This window comes from uncultured Ramlibacter sp. (assembly GCF_936925435.1).
Classification (GTDB): domain Bacteria; phylum Pseudomonadota; class Gammaproteobacteria; order Burkholderiales; family Burkholderiaceae_C; genus Ramlibacter.
Genome location: NZ_CAKZHQ010000024.1, coordinates 228,370 through 242,676, shown reverse-complemented (window position 1 = coordinate 242,676; position 14,307 = coordinate 228,370). Strand labels below are relative to the sequence as shown.

General features: G+C 65.9%; 14 protein-coding genes and 1 pseudogene. 10 read left to right on the top strand and 5 right to left on the bottom strand.

Annotation, left to right across the window (positions count from 1 at the left end; translation table 11 throughout):
- Nucleotides 1-796: pseudogene (locus Q0632_RS13395) on the top strand (malate synthase G); the annotation flags it as partial.
- Between the two features lie 137 nt (nucleotides 797-933).
- Nucleotides 934-3,360 (top strand): DUF1631 family protein, encoded by a 2,427-nt coding sequence (locus Q0632_RS13390; RefSeq protein WP_298930691.1) that lies wholly within the window; start codon nucleotides 934-936, stop codon nucleotides 3,358-3,360.
- A 2-nt stretch (nucleotides 3,361-3,362) separates the two neighbouring features.
- On the opposite strand, the gene Q0632_RS13385 is transcribed toward Q0632_RS13390, so the two are convergent.
- Nucleotides 3,363-4,856, bottom strand: a complete 1,494-nt coding sequence (locus tag Q0632_RS13385) for an FAD-linked oxidase C-terminal domain-containing protein (protein ID WP_298930688.1) — start codon at nucleotides 4,854-4,856, stop codon at nucleotides 3,363-3,365.
- A gap of 277 nt (nucleotides 4,857-5,133) precedes the next feature.
- Here Q0632_RS13385 and rpmH point away from each other — a divergent pair, with 277 nt between their 5' ends.
- From rpmH to Q0632_RS13350, 7 genes are all read left to right on the top strand, one after another.
- Entirely contained in the window at nucleotides 5,134-5,268 is a 135-nt protein-coding gene (rpmH, locus tag Q0632_RS13380; protein ID WP_027101598.1) for a 50S ribosomal protein L34, read from the top strand.
- Nucleotides 5,269-5,302: 34 nt separating this feature from the next.
- Nucleotides 5,303-5,731: a ribonuclease P protein component gene (locus Q0632_RS13375; protein WP_298930660.1), complete on the top strand. Its 429-nt coding sequence runs from the start codon at nucleotides 5,303-5,305 to the stop codon at nucleotides 5,729-5,731.
- A complete protein-coding gene (yidD, locus tag Q0632_RS13370; protein WP_298930657.1) occupies nucleotides 5,728-6,000 on the top strand; it encodes a membrane protein insertion efficiency factor YidD in 273 nt (90 codons plus the stop codon). The genes Q0632_RS13375 and yidD overlap by 4 nt, the downstream gene beginning before the upstream one ends.
- The gene (gene yidC, locus Q0632_RS13365; RefSeq protein WP_298930654.1) at nucleotides 5,997-7,694 is read left to right on the top strand and encodes a membrane protein insertase YidC; all 1,698 of its coding nucleotides are present in this window, start codon (nucleotides 5,997-5,999) and stop codon (nucleotides 7,692-7,694) included. Before yidD ends, yidC begins: the two co-directional genes overlap by 4 nt.
- A 43-nt stretch (nucleotides 7,695-7,737) precedes the next feature.
- The gene (gene mnmE, locus Q0632_RS13360) at nucleotides 7,738-9,117 is read left to right on the top strand and encodes a tRNA uridine-5-carboxymethylaminomethyl(34) synthesis GTPase MnmE (protein WP_298930651.1); all 1,380 of its coding nucleotides are present in this window, start codon (nucleotides 7,738-7,740) and stop codon (nucleotides 9,115-9,117) included.
- Between the two features lie 97 nt (nucleotides 9,118-9,214).
- Nucleotides 9,215-9,706, top strand: coding sequence for a Crp/Fnr family transcriptional regulator (locus tag Q0632_RS13355; RefSeq protein WP_298930647.1), 492 nt, complete (start codon nucleotides 9,215-9,217; stop codon nucleotides 9,704-9,706).
- A gap of 218 nt (nucleotides 9,707-9,924) precedes the next feature.
- Nucleotides 9,925-10,767 carry a hypothetical protein gene (locus tag Q0632_RS13350; protein WP_298930644.1) on the top strand — a complete coding sequence of 281 codons (843 nt, stop codon included), beginning with the start codon at nucleotides 9,925-9,927 and terminating at the stop codon, nucleotides 10,765-10,767.
- 18 nt (nucleotides 10,768-10,785) lie between these two features.
- Here Q0632_RS13350 and Q0632_RS13345 read toward each other — a convergent pair whose 3' ends face one another.
- The 4 genes from Q0632_RS13345 to Q0632_RS13330 are packed head-to-tail and all read right to left on the bottom strand — an operon-like array spanning nucleotide 10,786 to nucleotide 13,590.
- Complete coding sequence (locus Q0632_RS13345) at nucleotides 10,786-11,250, bottom strand: carboxymuconolactone decarboxylase family protein (protein ID WP_298930638.1); 465 nt, start codon at nucleotides 11,248-11,250, stop codon at nucleotides 10,786-10,788.
- Nucleotides 11,251-11,306: 56 nt separating this feature from the next.
- Nucleotides 11,307-12,203, bottom strand: a complete 897-nt coding sequence (locus Q0632_RS13340; protein ID WP_298930635.1) for an RNA polymerase sigma-70 factor — start codon at nucleotides 12,201-12,203, stop codon at nucleotides 11,307-11,309.
- Between the two features lie 38 nt (nucleotides 12,204-12,241).
- Entirely contained in the window at nucleotides 12,242-12,727 is a 486-nt protein-coding gene (rfaE2, locus tag Q0632_RS13335; protein WP_298930632.1) for a D-glycero-beta-D-manno-heptose 1-phosphate adenylyltransferase, read from the bottom strand.
- Nucleotides 12,724-13,590 (bottom strand): ferritin-like domain-containing protein, encoded by an 867-nt coding sequence (locus Q0632_RS13330; protein WP_298930629.1) that lies wholly within the window; start codon nucleotides 13,588-13,590, stop codon nucleotides 12,724-12,726. The genes rfaE2 and Q0632_RS13330 overlap by 4 nt, the downstream gene beginning before the upstream one ends.
- Before the next feature lie 113 nt (nucleotides 13,591-13,703).
- On the opposite strand from Q0632_RS13330, the gene Q0632_RS13325 reads away from it, so the two are divergent.
- Nucleotides 13,704-14,285: a glutathione peroxidase gene (locus tag Q0632_RS13325; protein WP_298930626.1), complete on the top strand. Its 582-nt coding sequence runs from the start codon at nucleotides 13,704-13,706 to the stop codon at nucleotides 14,283-14,285.
- Nucleotides 14,286-14,307 lie beyond the last annotated feature (22 nt).

The window sequence follows — 14,307 nt, the reverse complement described above, 5'->3', positions numbered from 1 at the left end:
CATGCACTCAGGCGCGATGATGCGCAAGCCCTTGATGAAGAACACCAACTGGCTGCGCGCTTACGAGATGAGCAACGTGCAGATCGGCCTGGCCTGCGGCCTGCGTGGCCGCGCCCAGATCGGCAAGGGCATGTGGGCCATGCCCGACCTGATGGCCGACATGATGAAGCAGAAGATCGCCCATCCCCAGGCCGGCGCCAACACCGCCTGGGTGCCCTCGCCCACCGCCGCCACGCTGCACGCGTTGCACTACCACCAGGTGGATGTTGCGGCCCTGCAAAAGAGCATGGAGATCTTCGTCAACGAAAAGAAGTCATTGGCGATGGAAGAGAACCTGCTGGACGCCATCCTGCAGATTCCGGTGGCGCTGATGCCTTTCTGGACCGAAGCCGAGATCCAGGCTGAGCTGGACAACAACGCCCAGGGCATCCTGGGCTATGTGGTGCGCTGGATCGACCAGGGCGTGGGCTGCTCCAAGGTGCCCGACATCCACAACGTGGGCCTGATGGAAGACCGCGCCACGCTGCGCATCTCCAGCCAGCACATGGCCAACTGGCTGCTGCACGGCGTGGTCACCCAGGCGCAGGTGCAGGCCACGTTCGAGCGCATGGCTGCCGTGGTGGACGGCCAGAACGCCGGCGATCCGCTGTACAAGCCCATGGCCGGCCACTTCCAGACCTCGGCCGCCTACAAGGCCGCCTGCGACCTGGTCTTCAAGGGCCTGGAGCAGCCCAATGGCTACACCGAGCCCCTGCTGCACGCCTGGCGCCTGAAGGTCAAAGCCGGCACGGCATAGGGCGCGGCGCCGACAGTGGGCTGAGAGCATCGGCGCTGGGCGGGCACGTAAGTTTTGTGTCGAAGTGATTCAAGCCGACCCATCGCCGTGCCGAAAACAAGGCACGCGTCATGCATGCTGCTTACACTTTGCCCCTCATGCCCGTTTCCTCCTCCATCCTGCGCCAATGCCTGGACCAGGCCGCCAAGGCCTCGGGCCCACTGCTGGGGCGCTGCCTGGACGAGGCCATCGACGCGCTGCAGCAGGCCGAGAACAAGTCCGGCAAGGCGCTGGAGCGCCGAGAGATCTCCGACGCCTGGCGTGAACTGCTGCGCCTGACGCCGGCCTGGACCGGCCGTTACCCGGCTGCGGTGCAGCTGGCGATAGAGTCCGGCGGCGCCGCGTCCGCGCCGACCAGTCCCAAGCCCCTGCGGCCCTCGTCGCTGACCCTGGTGGACGACGATCAGGTCGCGCAGAATATCGAATCCTCACGCCTGTCGCAGCAGCTGCAGCCCCTGCTGGAGCTGCAGCTGGCCGAACTGGATGGTCTGGTGTGCTCCGCCCTGGGTCTGCCGGCCGTGCGGCCCGAGCAGAACCCCCTGCGCCCCGAGGTGTTCGCCCGGGCGCTGCAGGGCCTGATGGCCGAAGCCGGCGCGGAGCCCGCCGCCCTGGCCCTGTGGACCCGCCAGCTGGCGACGCCGCTGGGCCGCGAACTGGGCGTTCTCTACCGCAGCTTGGTCGAACTGCTCAAGGCCGCCGACGTGCGCGCCGTGACCTACCGCGTGCTGCCTGTCGCCTCCGGCGCTGCCCGCGCCGAGGCCAGGCCCAGCGCGCCCCTGCCCCTGGGGCCGGCCACCGGCGCGGCCCCGCTGGGGAACGGTGAGGGCGGCGGCAATGGCGGGGGCGGCTGGAGCAGCCCGCCCGCCGCGTCCAACGACGCGCGCATGCGCAACCCCTCGGCCTGGGCCGACCTGTCTTCCTACGACTTGGGCCATCCGCTGATGCAGGAGTTCCTGTACCGCGGTGGCAGCCAGAGCCAGGCGCCACTGGCGCCGGCCTATTACGAGCGCGTCGACGAAGAGCTGGCTGGCCTCCGGGCCGCGCCGGCCAGCGACGACGCGGCTTTCGACCCCGGCCATGCACTGGCCCACCGGCACCTGCCGGCAGTGGACCGGCCCCAGCGCCACGTCGGCACCGACAGCCCACTGGACGGCCAGGTCTGGGGCCGCTGGAGCGCGCCGCGCGAACGCTCGCTGGAACGCACCCGGCTCAAACGCCAGGCAGAGCGGGTCGGCCAGGTGCTGGGCCTGGAGGTGGTGCGCAAGCTGGTCAGCCAGGTCGCACAAGACCCGCAGCTGCTGGCGCCGGTGCGCGAATCCATCGTCGCGCTCGAGCCCTCCCTGCTGCGGCTGGCGATGGTCGATCCTCGCTTCTTCAGCGACGAGACCCATCCCGGCCGGCGCCTGATCGAGCGCGTCGCCGAACGCAGCTTCCAGTACAACGATGAATTCAGCTCCGAGTTCAAGGCCTTCGCCGGCTCCGTCGCCGGCGTCTTCAACGGCCTCAATGCCCAGCCCGAGGTGGCCGATGACCAGCCCTTCCGCGAGGCGCTGGAAGGCATGGAAGCCTCCTGGAAGGCGCAGGACAGCCAGGAAGAGGAACAGCGCGGCAAGGTGCTCGATGGGGTGCGCTTTGCCGAGCAGCGCCAGGCCCAGGCCGACCAGATCGCCTGGGACCTGAGCCAGCGCGCCGACCTGGAGGACGTGCCGGCCGTGGTGCAGGACTTCCTGTTCGGCCCCTGGGCACTGGTGATGGCCAACGCCCGCATGAACGACACGCGCGGCCAGATCGACCCGGGCGGCCACGGCGGCGTGGTCAGCAACCTGCTGTGGAGCGTCAAGCGCGAGATCACGCTACGCCAGCCATCCAAACTGATCGAGATGATCCCAGGCCTGCTCGAGCAGTTGCGCGGCGGTCTGGCCGAACTGGGCCAGGACCCGGCCGAAACCGAGCCTTTCTTCAAAGCCCTGGAAACGCTGCACCGGCCGGTGCTCAAGCTGCGTGCCAGGCACCGCCGCGACACCCTCGACTCGGCCGCCATGCCACTGCCCGAGCTCGACGCCGACCCGGCCCTGCAGCCGGCACCGCGCCAGCAACCCAAGCCGGTCCAGCAGTTCTGGATGGGCCGCAAGGAGCTGGACGCCGCTGGCTTCGAGGACACCTTGCCCAGCGACCACGCGGAGCTGATCGACCTGCGCGAGCGCGCCGCCGTCGCACCGGAAGGCGTTGAGAAGCCGCAGCAGCCTGTCAACGCCGAACAGGTCGTGGCCGCCCTGCACGAGGGCTGCTGGGTCGACTTGAGCTCCAAGGGCCAGTGGCTGCGCGCCCAGCTGATCTGGGCCAGCAGCCGCGGCACGCTCTTCATGTTCATCAGCCGCGGCGGCCAGCCGCACTCCATGACCAAGCGCAGCTGCGAGAAGCTGGTGCGCGAGCGCCTGCTGCGCCTGGTCGATACCCATGGCGTGGTCGCACATGCCCTGCAAACCCTGGCCGACGACATGCCGCGCCAGCCGCTGGCGGCCTGAACCTAAAAGCGCGGCAGGTCGGGATGAGCGATCTGGCCGCCGCGCACAAGCATCTTTCCGTATTCCGCGCAGCGGTTGAGCGTCGGAATCACCTTGCCCGGGTTGAGCAGGGCCTGCGGGTCGAAGGCAGCTTTGACGGCCAGCATCTGCGCGCGCTCACCGGCGCTGAACTGCACGCACATGGAGTTGAGCTTTTCCACCCCCACGCCGTGCTCGCCGGTGACGGTGCCGCCCATGGCGACGCTGGTCTCCAGGATGTCGGCGCCGAACAGCTCGCAGCGGCGCAGCTGGTCGGCGTCGTTGGCATCGAACAGGATCAGCGGGTGCAGATTGCCGTCGCCGGCATGGAAGACGTTGGCGCAGGCCAGGCCGTACTTCTTCTCCATTTGCTGGATCGCTAGCAGGATGTCGGCCAGGCGCTTGCGCGGGATGGTCGAGTCCATGCACATGTAGTCGGGGCTGATGCGGCCCGACGCCGGAAAGGCGTTCTTGCGACCGCTCCAGAAGCGCAGGCGCTCGGCCTCGTCGCGGCTCACCGCGATGGCGGTGGCGCCGGCTTGCAGCAACACGGCCTCCATGCGACCGATCTCTTCGGCCACCTCTTCGGGCGTGCCGTCGCTTTCGCACAGCAGGATGGCCTGCGCCGTCAGGTCATAGCCGGCGTGAACGAAGTCTTCCACCGCCGCCGTCATCGGCTTGTCCATCATCTCCAGGCCGGCCGGGATGATGCCGGCAGCGATCACTGCAGCCACCGCGTCGCCGGCCTTGCGCACGTCGTCGAAGCTGGCCATGATGCAGCGCGCCAGCTGGGGCTTGGGCACCAGCTTGACCGTCACCTCGGTGGTCACTGCCAGCATGCCTTCGCTGCCGATGACCACGCTGAGCAGGTCGTAGCCCGGCGTGTCCAGCGCCTCGCTGCCGAACTCCACAGGCTCGCCCTCCACGGTGAAGCCGCGCACCCGTAGAACGTTGTGCAGCGTCAACCCATACTTCAAGCAGTGCACGCCGCCGGAGTTCTCGGCCACGTTGCCGCCGATGGTGCAGGCGATCTGGCTGGACGGGTCGGGCGCGTAGTACAGGCCGTGCGGCGCGGCTGCTTCGCTGATTGCCAGGTTACGCACGCCGCATTGCACGCGGGCGGTGCGGCTGAGAGGATCGACTTTCAGGATGCGGTTGAACTTGGCCAGCGACAACGTGACGCCCAGCGCATGCGGCATGGCGCCGCCCGACAGACCGGTGCCGGCGCCGCGCGCCACCATCGGCACCTGCAGGGCGTGGCAGACCTGCAGCACGGCCTGAACCTGCGCCTCGCTCTCGGGCAGCGCCACCACCAGGGGCCGCTGGCGATAAGCGGTCAGGCCATCGCATTCATAAGGCGTGGTGGCCTCCTGCGTCCACAGCAGGGACGAAGCCGGCAGCACGGCCTGCAGCGCCCTCACCACCTGGGCCTGGCGCTCAGCACGCGCGAGCAAAGCGGGTTCGGCGGGGAGGTTCATGCCAGGACTGTACGGCGCAAGGTCGCGACCGGGTTGAGCGTTTTGGTGGGGTAGCGTGAAAATCACCATTTCCCAAATCGGACGCCGGGCATGCTGCGCTGCGGGCTTGAAGGCATCCCAGCGGGTCGGCCGCGCAACCCCCCTTTGACCGACATTCGCAAGCAAATATACATCTTTAGCACTCAACTTGACCGGCGAATGCCCGGAGTGAATGGACTTCGCGCCTTGCCGCGAGCGGGAAACTCCATGATAATCATGGGTTTCCCTGAGAACCAACATGAAACGCACCTACCAACCCTCCAAAGTGCGCCGCGCACGCACCCACGGCTTCCTGGTCCGCATGAAGACCCGTGGCGGCCGCGCTGTCATCAACGCACGCCGCGCCAAGGGCCGCAAGCGCCTGGCCGTCTGAGCCTGGCGGCTGGCCGGCTTTCGCGGCGCACCCAGTGCAGCGGCTGAAGACCCGGGCGCAGTTCCAGGCTGTCATGGCTGGAAGCACTGTCGCCCGCACCGCGCACTTCGCGTTGCACCGCACGCAGCTCGATGCGCCCGCCGCCCTGCCTGTCGAAAGCACCACAGGGCCTGGGTCGGCACGACCGCAGGCCCTGTTTGCTGTGCATGAAGCCTGGATGGGCGCCCTGGTGCCCAAGCGCTGGGCCCGCCGGGCCGTCACGCGCAACGCCATCAAACGCCAGATCTACAACGTGAGCCAGGACTTCGAGCCTCAGCTGCCGGCAGCCGCCCATGTGGTGCGCTTGCGCGCCGGATTCGACCGCAAGCAGTTCATCAGCGCCACCTCCGACCTGCTCAAGCAGGCGGTGCGCGCGGAACTGCAGCAGCTTTTCGCTGCCGGCCGCGGCAAGGCGGGCGCATGATGCGCACGCTGCTCATTGGCCTGGTCCGTGGCTACCAGCTCTTGTTTTCGGCCTGGCTGGGCGCTTCCTGCCGTTTCACGCCCACCTGCTCGGCCTATTCCATCCAGGCATTGCAGCGGCATGGCGCGGCTGCGGGCAGCTACCTGACACTGGCGCGCCTGGCGCGCTGCCAGCCCTGGTGCAGCGGCGGGCACGACGACGTGCCCCTTGAAAAGCCGCGCCTGTTCACCGATCTGCTCTCACCTTTCACACAAAAGAAGTCTTCATGAATGACATTCGCCGCACCATCCTGTGGGTGATCTTCGGTTTTTCCATGGTGATGCTGTGGGACCAATGGCAGGTCCACAACGGCAACAAGGCCACGTTCTTCCCCAGCAGCAAACCGGCGGCCACCGCTTCGGTCCCGGCCGCGGCTTCCTCCAGCGTGCCGACCGGCGCCGCTTCGGCCGTGCCGCAAGCCACAGCCGTCCCTGGCGCGGCGGCACCCGCCACGGGCGCCGTGCCGACCGGCCCGGTCACCCTGCCGCATGAGCGCATCACGGTCACCACCGACCTGCTGCGCCTGACCTTCGATACCGAAGGCGGCGCGCTGGTGCGCAGCGAGTTCCTCAAGCAGCTGGCCGATGACAAGAGTTCGACCTTCGTGCTGCTGGACCAGAGCAACACCCGTGTCTACATGGCGCAGACCGGCCTGGTCGGCGGCGACTTTCCTAACCACAAGACGGTCATGAGTGTCAGCGGCGAGCGCGAGCTTAAGGACGGCGCCAACGAGCTGGTGGTGAAGTTCGAGTCGCCCGACAAGAACGGCGTCAAGCTGGTCAAAACCTACACCCTCAAGCGCGGCGCATACGACGTAGCCGTGAAGCACGAAGTGGTGAACACCGGCACGGCGCCGGTCTCGCCGCAGCTGTACCTTCAGCTGGTGCGCGACGGCAACAAGCTGCCGGGCGAATCCTCGTTCTATTCCACCTTCACAGGTCCGGCGGTCTACACCGAGGCCAAGAAGTTCCACAAGGTCGAGTTCAGCGACATCGAGAAGGGAAAGGCCGAGATCGACAAGGAATCGACCAATGGCTACATCGCCATGGTGCAGCACTACTTTGCCAGCGCCTGGATCCTGCCCGACGGGATCAAGCGTGAGCTGTTCGTGCGCAAGGTGGACTCCAACCTGTACGCCGTGGGCATGATCGCCGCTGTGGAAGCCATCGCGCCCGGCGCCACCAAAGCGGTGGACGCCAAGTTCTTCGCCGGCCCCCAGCAAGAGAAACTGCTCGAGCAGATCGCCCCTGGCCTGGACCTGGTCAAGGACTACGGCTGGCTGACCATCCTGGCCAAGCCCCTGTACTGGCTGATGGACAAGCTGCACGGATTCATCGGCAACTGGGGCTGGTCCATCATGGCCCTGGTGCTGATCATCAAGATCGCTTTCTACTGGCTGCAAGCCAAGGGCTACGAGAGCATGGCCAAGATGAAGGCCATCAATCCCAAGGTCATGGCGATGCGCGAGCGCTACAAGGACAGCCCGCAGCAGATGCAGCAGGAGATGATGAAGATCTACCGCGAGGAGAAGGTCAACCCCATGGGCGGTTGCCTGCCGATCGCGGTGCAGATTCCGGTGTTCATTGCGCTGTACTGGGTGCTGCTGTCCAGCGTGGAGATGCGTGGCGCACCCTGGATCGGCTGGATCCACGACCTGTCGGCACCGGACCCGTACTTCCTGTTGCCCATCCTGATGACCATGACGACGCTGCTGCAGACCGCATTGAACCCGGCCCCGCCGGACCCGATGCAGGCCAAGTTGATGTGGTTCATGCCGTTGGCCTTCTCGGTCATGTTCTTCTTTTTCCCGTCCGGCCTGGTGCTGTACTGGATCACCAACAACATCCTGTCGATCGCCCAGCAATGGATCATCAACACCAGGATGGGCGTGCCGCCGCAGTTCAATCTGCCGAAGTTCAAGTAACAGACACAACAAGGGCCGCGAAAGTGGCCCTTGTCCCTTGAGGATGCTTGCGCGACACAACCAGCCGATTGCAGCGATCGCCACGGCGCCCGGCCGCGGCGCGGTCGGCATCGTGCGGGTGTCAGGACGGTCTGTCCAACCGGTCATCGCAGCCGTCTGCGGCCGCGCTCTCAAGCCGCGCGAAGCCACTTATCTGCCCTTTCTGGCCGCTGACGGTGGGGCGATCGATCAGGGCCTGGCCATCCACTTCCCGGCACCGCATTCCTATACCGGCGAGGATGTTCTCGAACTGCAGGCCCACGGCGGACCAGTGGTGCTGCAGCTGCTGCTGGCGCGTTGCCTGGAGGCGGGCGCAGCCAGCGGTTTGCAGGTTGCAGAGCCGGGCGAGTTCACCCAGCGCGCGTTTCTCAACGACAAGATCGACCTGACGCAGGCGGAGGCGATCGCCGACCTGATCGACGCCAGCACCGAAGCCGCGGCACGCAGCGCCAGCCGCTCGCTGGCCGGCGAGTTTTCGCGCGAAATCCACGCACTGCGCGACGCGCTGGTCCATCTGCGCATGCTGGTCGAAGCCACGCTGGACTTTCCAGAAGAAGAGATCGACTTCCTGCAAAAGGCCGATGCGCACGGGCAGCTGGAGCGCCTGCAAGCCACGCTCGCGCGCGTGATGCAGCGCACCCGGCAAGGTGCGTTGCTGCGCGAAGGCATCACGGTGGTGATCGCGGGCCAGCCCAATGCAGGCAAGAGCTCACTGCTCAATGCCTTGGCTGGGGCGGAACTGGCGATCGTGACCCCCGTGGCCGGCACCACCCGCGACGTGGTCAGCCAGACCATCCAGATCGAGGGCGTCCCGCTGCACGTGATCGACACGGCAGGCCTGCGCGAGAGCGACGACTTGGTGGAAAAGATCGGCATTGAGCGCGCCTGGGACCGCATCGTCGGCGCCGACGCCGTGGTGTTCATGCATGACCTGACGCGCCTGGGCGACGCGGCTTACTTTGAAGGTGATGCGGCCATCGCCCGGACCCTGGCAGCCAGACTGCCGCACGGCGTGCCCACCATCGACGTCTGGAACAAGCTCGACACGCTGCAAGCCGTTGCGCCAGTGGCTGATGGCATCGAACTGTCGGCAAAAACCGGTGCAGGTCTGCAGGTTTTGCGCCACAAGCTGCTCGAAGTCGCGGGCTGGCAGGCCGCGCCCGAGGGCATCTACCTTGCCCGCGAACGCCATGTCCAGGCACTGCTACAGGTTTACGACCATCTGCAGCTAGCTGGCATACACATCTCCCAGCGGGCGCAATCCCTGGACCTCCTGGCCGAGGAACTGCGACTGGCGCAGAATGCGCTCAACGCCATCACCGGTGAGTTCAGCGCAGACGACTTGCTGGGCGTGATTTTCTCGAGTTTCTGTATCGGGAAATAAGCTTCCGCTGACAACTCAAGCCGCCGGGGTATCAGCTGTAAACAGAAGTTAAAAGCGCTTGTGCGTCTCGCCTGGAACTCTTACTGTCGAGCGGACTATGAACGCTCCTCTGCGCACCCCCATCAAGTTCGACGTGCAAGGCCTGATCCAGGCCGTGGCCCACAACCACAGCAATGACAGCTTTTCGCCGTCCATGACGCCGATGCAGTGGGACTTGCTGGCCAGCTACATGCAGCCCTTTGCGCTGATGCAAAGCCAGGTTCTGATCGAACAGGGTGCAGCCGACCGCACCTTGTACTTGGTGGAGAGCGGCTCGCTCACCGTTCACTACGAGGATGACAAAGGCCGTGTCCGCCTGGCCCTCGTGGGGCCGGGTTCTGCCGTAGGCGAAGGCGCATTTTTCACGCGCTTGCCGCGCAACGCAACTGTGCAGGCTGCGGGGCCTTGCAAGATCTGGAGCCTCACCCCCATCCGCTTCACCGAACTGAGCAATCGCCATCCGACTGTCGCGCTCGAACTCGCGATGGCCCTGGGTTCACTGGTGTCGCGGCGCTTGGTCAACAAGCCCAAGCGCGTAGCGGTCACCTGATCGCTACAAAGCGGGACGCGCAAGACCCGCATGGCAGCAGCCACTTGCAACATTTTGTTGCGGACCCTTTCTTTGTTTCCCTTTGATTTCTCGCGTGAAGTGTGCGCAAAACGTCACGGCAAGTTCAGCATTGCCGCACTACACTGAAACGCCAAGGGGACGCGACAGAAAACGACACCGATAGCCGCCACTAAGTGCTCCATCCAGAAAGCTCCGCCATGTCCCTTTTCAGCTGGTTGACGAAAAAAAAGAAAGCGAGAAATGCTTCCGCGCCAGAGAGCTCCGGTCTGTCGCGCATGGACGCCACACGACCGGTGTCCTCCAAACGCGGCGCCAAGGATGCTCACCCCGCCAACAACGCGCAGCCCGCCAATCGCAAGAACGAGCGCATGGCGCGCCGCGAGTTGCTCTACACCGTGGTGCGCGAGGCAATGATGCGATCGGGCGTGCTGTCGGCCAGCTACAAATTCAAGGTCCTGTCGCTGGATGCTCGGGGCCGCCAATTCCTGGTGATGGTCGATCTTTCGCGTGAACACAGCGGCGAAGCATCTCGCCTGGCCGAGATCGAGGCCTTGATCGCGCAAGCCGCCAAGTCCCGCTACGACATCCTGGTCACCTCGGTCTACTGGCGCATGAACGAGCATGTCGCCGTGGGCGTGCCGGGAGCCCGGCCGCGCCCCACTTCGTCGCAGCCCATACCGCTGGACTCGCACAACGACTCACAACCGGCGGTGCTCGATTCCGCGCCCAGCCCCTTATCCCCGGCGCAGCCCCGTTCTCCCTATGAGCCCATCGACGCCGATGAAGTGGCGGCCTTCAAGCAGGCTCTCGCTGCAGGTATTGCCCGGCCCGCAGCCGCCGCCAAGAAGGCAGCCAGCCGCAAACCGTCGGCCGAAGAACACCAGTCCGCAGCCGGCGCGTCCGCCCGCGCCTTCGATGGCTCCGGCAAGCACGGCCCGCAAAGCTATACGCTGCTGACCGGCTTCGAAGACACGGAAATGCCGGACGCGGAAACCCGTCAGCCGGCTCTGAGCGGCACCCAGTACGGCGACCTGCACTAACCCCTGCAGGCGAGGACCTCAGGCAGCCGCTGCCAGCGCCTTGCGTGCCACCGGCACGGCCATGCCCACGCTGACGCGGTTCCAGGCATTGATCTGGGCCACTGCCACCGTCAGCTCGACGACCTCCTTGTCACTGAAGTGCGGACGCAGCGCGTCAAAGTGGTCCTGCGGCGGGTGCGCGCTGCCCAACAAGGTTAGGCTTTCGGCCCATTGCAAGGCCGCGCGCTCGCGGTCGCTGTAAAAGCCGGCCTCGCGCCAGGCGGCCACGCTGTTCAGGCGCTGCAGGTCCGGGTCGGTCGACAGGAATTCACGCGCATGCATGTCCAGGCAGAAGGCGCAGCCGTTGATCTGCGAGACGCGGATGTCAACCAGGTGGCGCAGCGGCTTTTCCAGCATGGAGGCGGCCAGGGTGGTGCTGACGCCGAGCATGGCATTCATGGCTTCGGGCGCAACACGGAAATGGGACAGGCGGGCTTGGCTCAAGGTGTTCTCCTGATGAGGTGGATGTGAATGGATGCACATCCACAAGACGCGCCGGCTTAGGGCTTTGTGACAGGCCCGGCGTCAAAAAGCGCCTGCGCACGGGCCAGCTTGTCCGGGTTACGCTGGGCCTGGATGGCGACGATGCGCTCCCCGTCGGTCTGGAAGCTCTGGACCGACTCCAGCCGGCCGTCGATGAAGCGAAGCAACCCCGGCGCGCCATTGACCTCGGCGACCACCAGGCGGATGGCGCCGCCGTGGCGCCGCGCCACGGCGAAATAGAGTTGGGCCAGGCGCTGCGCGCCGCGCAGCACCTTGGTGAAAGCGTTGACCTTGCCGCCGCCGTCGCTGACCAGTTCGACGTCCTCGCGCAGCAGGTTGCGGATGCGTTCAAAGTCGCCACTGCCAGAGGCATCGGCAAAGGCCCGCAACAGGCGCAGATGGGCCTCGCGACTGACGGTGAAGCGCGGGCGCTGGGCCTGCAGGCGTTCGCTGGCACGGTGCACCAGCTGGCGGCAGGCGGCTTCGCTCTTGCCCAGGGTGGCGGCCACATCCGCGTAGTCGGCATCGAAGACCTGGCGCAGCAGAAAGGCGGCGCGTTCTTCCGGCGCCAGCTGCTCCAGCACGGTGAGAAAGGCGACCGAGACGTCATCGACCAGTTCCAGCTGCTGCTCGGGCGTTTCGGGCAAGGCCTGCACCAACGGCTCGGGCAGCCAGAAGCCGCTGTAGTGCTCGCGCTCGGCCCGCACGGCGCGCAGCCGGTCGATGGCCAGCCGGGTGACGATGGTGACCAGCCAGGCCTGTGCACTGCGCAGATTGCCGGTGTCGGACTCGTTCCAGCGCAGCCAGGCGTCCTGGAGCACGTCCTCGGCTTCGGCCGGGGATCCCAGCATGCGATAGGCAATGGCCAACAAGCGTTTACGCTGGCCCTGGAAGACGGCAGTTCGGTTGTCCATGCCAGCAAGACGCAGCGGCGTGCCGGTTTGTGACAGCTTCAGGCGGACTTGCGGATTTTCTCGACCAGGGCGGTGGTCGAAAAGCCGTCGACAAAGGGAATGGCCAGCGCACTGCCGCCCCAACTTTGGACCAGCGCAGTTTCCGGCAGTCTGGCCATGTCGTAGTCACCGCCCTTGACCAGGATGTCGGGCCGCAGGGTAGCTATCAGCTCTTGCGGCGTGTCTTCGTCGAACCAGGTGACCAGGCTGGCCGACTCCAGTGCGGCGATCAGGGTGGCGCGGTCCTGCTCGTTGTTCAGCGGCCGCTCCGGGCCCTTGCCCAGGCGTCTTGCCGACGCGTCGGTATTGAGCGCCACCACCAGACTAGCACCCAGGGCGCGGGCCTGTGCCAGGTAGGTGGCATGGCCGCGGTGCAGCACGTCGAACACGCCGTTGGTGAAGACCAGGGGACGGGGCAAAGCAGCCACGCGGGCCGCCGCCTCATTGCGCGAAACGATCTTGCCGAGAAATGCTGGGGACGTCACGCCGCGCCGGGCGCGGCGACGGCCGGGCCAGTGGCCAGGGTGGCGGCCACTTCCTTGCGGAAGCGGTTGAGCTCCTGCACGCTCTTGAAGCTGCGGTCCATCAGCAGGCTCATGTTGTGCAGGATGCGCTCGACCACTTTGGTCTCCCAGACCGCATCGAAGTTGATCTGCTTGTCCAGCCAGTGCTCCAGCCACTCCGGGTTGGGCAGGCGGCTCTGGATGGTGTCTCGCGGGAAAAGAGCCTTGTTGACGTGCAGGTTGGTCGGGTGCAGGGCTTGGGCCGTGCGGCGCGCGCTGGCCATCAGCACGCCGACCTTGCTGAAGGCGGCCCTGGCCTCGTTACCGAAGTTGTTGATTGCGCGCTTCATGTAGCGCAAGTAGGCGCCGCCATGGCGGGCTTCGTCCTGGCTCAGCGTGGTGTAGATGTGCTTGATGACCGGCTCGGTATGCCACTCGCTGGCGCGGCGGTACCAGTGGTTCAGGCGGATCTCGCCGCAAAAATGCAACATCAGCGTCTCCAGCGCCGGCGCCGGCTCGAACTCGAAGCGCACCTCGTGCAGCTCTTTCTCGGTGGGGGCCAGCTCGGGGCGGAAGCGCTTGAGGTATTCCATCAGGACCAGGGAGTGCTTCTGCTCCTCGAAGAACCAGATCGACATGAAAGCCGAGAAGTCGCTGTCGTCCTTGTTGTCACGCAGGAACATCTCGGTGGCCGGCAGGGCCGACCACTCGGTGATGGCGTTCATCTTGATGGTCTGGGCCTGCTCGTCCGACAACTTGGCGGGGTCGAAGGAGGCCCAAGGAATGTCCTTGTCCATGTCCCAGCGGACAGACTCCAGTTGCTTGAACAGTTCAGGGTAGAGCATGGCGTTCCTTCTTGACTGCTTGGATTTTAAGCGGGTCCGTGTGTAAAACCCTTGACGGCAAACATCGCCAGCCTTGGCAGGAGTAGGCTTGCACCCTAGCGCCCAGGAGACCCATGTCCATCCGCTTTTGCCTTGCCCTGTTGACAGCCTTGTGCGGCCCCTCAGCCTGGGCACAGGCCCCGGCCGCCTGCCCGACCCTGCTGCAACACGCTTTCCCCCGCCTCCAGGACGAAAAACCCCAAGCCCTGTGCCAGTACAACGGCAAGGTGCTGCTGGTGGTGAACACGGCCAGCTATTGTGGCTTCACCCCGCAATACCAGGGCCTGGAGGCGCTGTACGGCCGCTACCGCGAGCGCGGTCTGGTCGTGCTGGGTTTTCCGTCCAATGACTTCGCCCAGGAAAAGGCCAGCAACCAGGAGATCGCGGACTTCTGCGACAACACCTTTGGCGTGAAATTTCCGATGTTCGGCAAGAGCAGCGTGCGCGGCAAGGACGCCAACCCGCTCTACCGCCAGTTGGCTGCGCAGGCCGGGCGCCAGCCGCTATGGAACTTCCACAAATACCTGGTGGGCCGCAATGGGCAGGTGATCGCCGACTACACCAGCATGACCGCGCCTGACGATAAGGCGCTGCTGGCTGACATCGAAAGGCAACTGGCGGCCGGCCCAGGCCAAGCCGCCTCACCACGCCGTTAGGCCATTGGTCCTCAGGTGCTGG